Source organism: Streptacidiphilus monticola, assembly GCF_042658505.1.
Taxonomy (GTDB): domain Bacteria; phylum Actinomycetota; class Actinomycetes; order Streptomycetales; family Streptomycetaceae; genus Streptacidiphilus; species Streptacidiphilus monticola.
In genome coordinates this window covers 1-4367 of record NZ_JBHSQJ010000081.1, presented here as the reverse complement: position 1 = coordinate 4367, position 4367 = coordinate 1, and the positions used below count along the sequence as shown (strand labels likewise).

4 protein-coding genes are annotated in these 4367 nt (G+C 73.8%); all 4 read left to right on the top strand.

Annotated elements, in window-relative coordinates; genetic code table 11:
* The coding region (locus ACFP3V_RS19440; protein ID WP_380585121.1) for an electron transfer flavoprotein subunit alpha/FixB family protein at positions 1-785 on the top strand (785 nt) is incomplete at its 5' end.
* Positions 786-906: 121 nt separating this feature from the next.
* Positions 907-1932, top strand: coding sequence for an NUDIX hydrolase (locus ACFP3V_RS19435; RefSeq protein WP_380585119.1), 1026 nt, complete (start codon positions 907-909; stop codon positions 1930-1932).
* Positions 1933-2214: 282 nt separating this feature from the next.
* On the top strand, positions 2215-3012 hold the full coding sequence (locus ACFP3V_RS19430; RefSeq protein WP_380585117.1) for a DUF4184 family protein: 798 nt from the start codon (positions 2215-2217) through the stop codon (positions 3010-3012).
* A complete protein-coding gene (locus ACFP3V_RS19425) occupies positions 2981-4207 on the top strand; it encodes a geranylgeranyl reductase family protein (RefSeq protein WP_380585115.1) in 1227 nt (408 codons plus the stop codon). Before ACFP3V_RS19430 ends, ACFP3V_RS19425 begins: the two co-directional genes overlap by 32 nt.
* The last annotated feature ends 160 nt before the right edge of the window (positions 4208-4367 follow it).

Genomic DNA, 4367 nt, shown 5'->3' with positions numbered 1-4367 from the left:
GGCCGCAGTTCGGCGAGTTCCTGGTGGTGCCGAAGGTGGATGCGTTGGCGCAGATCGCCGGTTCGGTGGGGGATCTGGGTGCGGTGCTGGTGTCGGCGTCGGGGGAGGGTAAGGAGGTCGCGGCGCGGGTGGCGTTGCGGCTGGGGTCGGGGGTGCTCACCGATGCGGTGGACGTGGTCGCGGGTGAGGGCGGGCCGGTGGTGACGCAGTCGGCGTTCGCGGCGTCGTTCACGGTGACGTCGCGGGTGTCGCGGGGGGTGCCGGTGGTGGCGGTGAAGCCGAACGCGGTGGCGCCGGAGCCGGCCGCGGCGGCGGGTGCGGTGGAGTCGGTGGCGGTGGTGTTCTCGGCGCCGGCGTCGGCGGCGCGGGTGGTGGCGCGCACGCCGCGGGTGTCGTCGGGGCGGCCGGAGCTGACCGAGGCGGCGATCGTGGTCTCCGGTGGTCGTGGGGTGGGGGCGGCGGAGGGCTTCTCGGTGGTGGAGGAGCTGGCGGACTCGTTGGGTGCGGCGGTGGGTGCGTCGCGGGCGGCGGTGGACGCGGGCTGGTATCCGCACGCGAACCAGGTGGGGCAGACGGGTAAGCAGGTGTCGCCGCAGTTGTACATCGCGAACGGGATCTCGGGCGCGATCCAGCACCGGGCCGGGATGCAGACGTCGAAGACGATCGTCGCGGTGAACAAGGACCCGGAGGCGCCGATCTTCGAGCTCGCGGACTACGGCGTGGTCGGTGACCTGTTCACCGTGCTGCCCCAGCTCACCGCCGAGATCAAGGCCCGCAAGGGCTGACATCCCACGGCGCGTTCTCGCGTACCGTCAGGAGGCCCTGGCCCACCGCCCGGTGGGCCAGGGCCTCCTCGCGTCGGCACCGCATACGATGCGGGCAGCAACCGACTCGGGAGGGGACCACGTGATCATCTGGGTCAACGGCGCGTTCGGGGCCGGCAAGACCACCACCGTCGACGCGCTGCGAGAACTCCTCCCCGACGCGCACGTCTTCGACCCAGAGACCGTCGGTTCGGCGCTGCTGCGCGAGTGGCTCCCGGCGGAAAGCGGCCAGGGGCTCCGCGACTTCCAGGACCTCGTGGCGTGGCGGCGGCTGGTGCCCGAGGTCATCGCCGCGCTCGCCGCCCAACTCCCCGGCCGCAGCATCCTGGTGCCGATGGCGCTGCTCCGGCAGGACTACCGCGACGAGATCTTCGGGGCGCTCTCCGCCCGCCGCATCCCGGTGCACCACGTCCTGCTGCACGCTGACGAAACGGTTCTGCGGAAGCGGATCGAAGACGACGACGCGGACCGCGACGCCCGCCAGTGGCGACTGGACCACCTGGACGCCTACCGTGCCGCCCTCGGCTGGCTCCGAACGGACGCCGCCGTCGTCGACACGGGCGAACTGACGCCCGGTCAGGCCGCCCGCGCCGTCCTGGACTCCGTCGAGCGCGGCGACGCCCTGCGCCGGATCGTGCACTCGCCAGACAACCAGGCCGACACCGTCGCCGCCGCCGTCCTCCTCTTCGACGAGCAGGACCGGCCGCTGCTGGTCGACCCCGTCTACAAGCCGGGCTGGGAGTTCCCCGGCGGCGTCGTCGAGAGCGGCGAGGCCCCGAGCGCCGCCGCCTCGCGCGAGCTGGCCGAGGAACTCGGCCTCACGTTCCCAGCGGACCGGCTCCGCCTGCTCCTCGTCGACTGGGAGCCGCACAACGGCCCCCGCTCCGGCGGGCTGCGCCTCGTCTTCGACGGGGGTCGGCTGGCGCCGGAGCAGGTTGCCGCGCTGACCCTCCGTCAGTCCGAGCTCCGGGCCTGGCGATTCGCCGACCGGGCGGACTGGCCGGACCTGCTGCCGGCCAACAAGTACCGCCGCCTGTGCCGGGCGCTGGAGAGCCGGGCAGCAGGGGCCCTGACGTACGCCGAGTCCGGGGCGGCTGTCTCAGGCTGACAGACGGGTACCCGGTGCCCGGCGCCGTTTGGGCCCGGCCGCCGCGTGCCTCCGGCTGTCTGCGTCAACGGGGGAATCTGGGCCCGGCCTCCTTCTTCCGGCCTCCTTCTTCCGGGCGCTTTCGTTCGGCCGCTTTGGCCGGCCGCTTTGTCCGGCCGTTTTCGCCCGGTGCCGGTCCCGCCCCCGGGCCGCCGGGGCCCGCCCCCGGGCCGCCGCCCGACCCGCCCGGCTTCCGCGCGGTCACGTCCGGCAAGGACGCGCGCGGCCGGGCAAGATGGACCCGTGCCTTTCACCTTCAGCCACCCGGCAGCCGTGCTGCCCCTGCTCGATGCCGGCGGCCGTGGCCGCGCCCGACTGGTCGCCACCGGGCTGGTCACCGGCTCGATGGCACCCGACGTCCCGTTCTTCCTCGACACCGTCGTCCCCGGAAGCTACGGGCTCGGCCGCCTCGCCCACCGTCCGTGGGCCGTCCCGACGTTGAACGTCGCCCTGGCCGCCGGCCTCGCCGCGGCATGGCGCGGCGCGGTGCGCGAGAGCGTGCTGTCGGTGCTGCCCGCCGCCACGGCCGGCCGCCTGGACGTCCTGACCGCGCCACGACGCAAGCCGGAGCCCGCCGACGCGGTGTGGTTCGCCGCCTCGGCCGCCGTCGGCGCCCTCACCCACCTGGTCTGGGACGCGTTCACCCACGACGGCCGCGCGGGCGTCCGTGCCTTCCCCGTCCTGCGACGGCGGATCCTCGGCACGCCCGCCCACCACGCGCTGCAGTGGGGGACTTCGGCCGTGGGCCTTGCGTGCCTCGGGGTGGCCGGCGTCCGCGTCCTCCGGCGCACCGAACCGGAGTCCGAGCCCGTCCCGCAGAGCCGACGCGCCGTCAAGAGAGCGGCCCTGGGCATGATTTCCACAGGAACCCTGGCGGGCGCGCTCGTCCGGATCCGTCGCGATCGCCCGCGCACCCCGGCTGACCTGGTCGCCTCCGCCACCTTCGGCGGCGGGGCCGGTGCCGCCCTCGCCACGGCTCTCTTGCCAACCCTCACTAGTATGGGCGGACATGACGCAGAACCAGCGCCTCGGCGCGGATGAGAAGGCGGCCGAGGACGAGCTGAGCGGCGTCTGGGACGTCGTGGTCGTCGGGGCCGGCCCGGCCGGCACCTCCGCCGCCTACGCGGCGGCCAGCGCGGGAGCCGCGCGCGTGCTGCTGCTCGAGAAGGCCACGCTGCCCCGCTACAAGACCTGCGGTGGCGGCATCATCGGCCCCTCCCGTGACTCCCTTCCTCCCGGCTTCCAGCTCCCGCTGCGCGACCGCGTGCACGCCATCACCTTCACCCTCGGCGGCCGCTGGACCCGGACCCGCCGCTCGGAGCGGATGCTCTTCGGCCTGATCAACCGCGAGGAATTCGACTTCCAGTTGGCCCAGTGCGCTGAGAAGGCCGGCGCCGTTCTCGCCACCGGCGTCTCCGTCTCCTCCGTCGAGCAGCCGGACGAGGCCACGGCAGGCCTCGCCCAGATCAAGCTCCAGGACGGCCGCACGGTCCAGGCCCGCGCCGTGGTCGGTGCGGACGGCAGCGCCGGACGGACCGGCGCCCATGTGGGCGTCGAGTTCGACCAGGTCGACCTGGGCCTGGAGGCCGAGATCCCGGTACCGCCGACCGTCGCCGAGGCCTGGCGCGGCCGGGTCCTCCTCGACTGGGGGCCGCTGCCCGGCTCCTACGGCTGGGTGTTCCCGAAGGGCGACAGCCTCACCGTCGGCGTCATCGCCGCCCGCGGCAGGGGCGCCGAGACGCGGGCCTACCTGCGCGACTTCATCGCCCAGTTGGGCCTCTCCGGCTTCGCCCCCTCCATCGAGTCCGGCCACCTGACCCGCTGCCGCTCCGACGAGTCCCCGCTCTCGCGCGGGCGGGTCCTGGTCGCCGGAGACGCGGCCGGCCTGCTGGAGCCGTGGACCCGAGAGGGCATCTCTTACGCCCTCCGTTCCGGGCGCATGGCCGGAACCGCCGCCGCCCGGATCGCCCAGGCCGAGGACAACGAGTCGGTGGAGCGGCGAGCACTCGATTACGCGGCAGCGGTACACGCCGAACTGGGTGCGGAGATGCGCGTCGGCCGCCGCATGCTCGCCGCCTTCGAGCGCCGCCCCGGCACGTTCCACGCCGCGGTGCTCACCTTCCGCCCCGCCTGGCGTGCCTTCGCTCGTGTGACGCAGGGCCACACCACCTTTGCCCGCCTCACCCGCGAGTACGGCGTGGCCCGTCGCACCATCGACTACCTGACCCGCCCGTAACGTCTGGACCGTGCACGGTCGGCCCCGGACCTCGATTTGGAGGTCCGGGGCTTCGTGCCCTAATGTTCTGCGAGTTGCCCCGGCCGCCGTCAGGCGGACTGGACAGCGAAAATCCACTGGAAATCGGAGCTGAAAAGCTCTGATAGAGTGGGAAACGAAG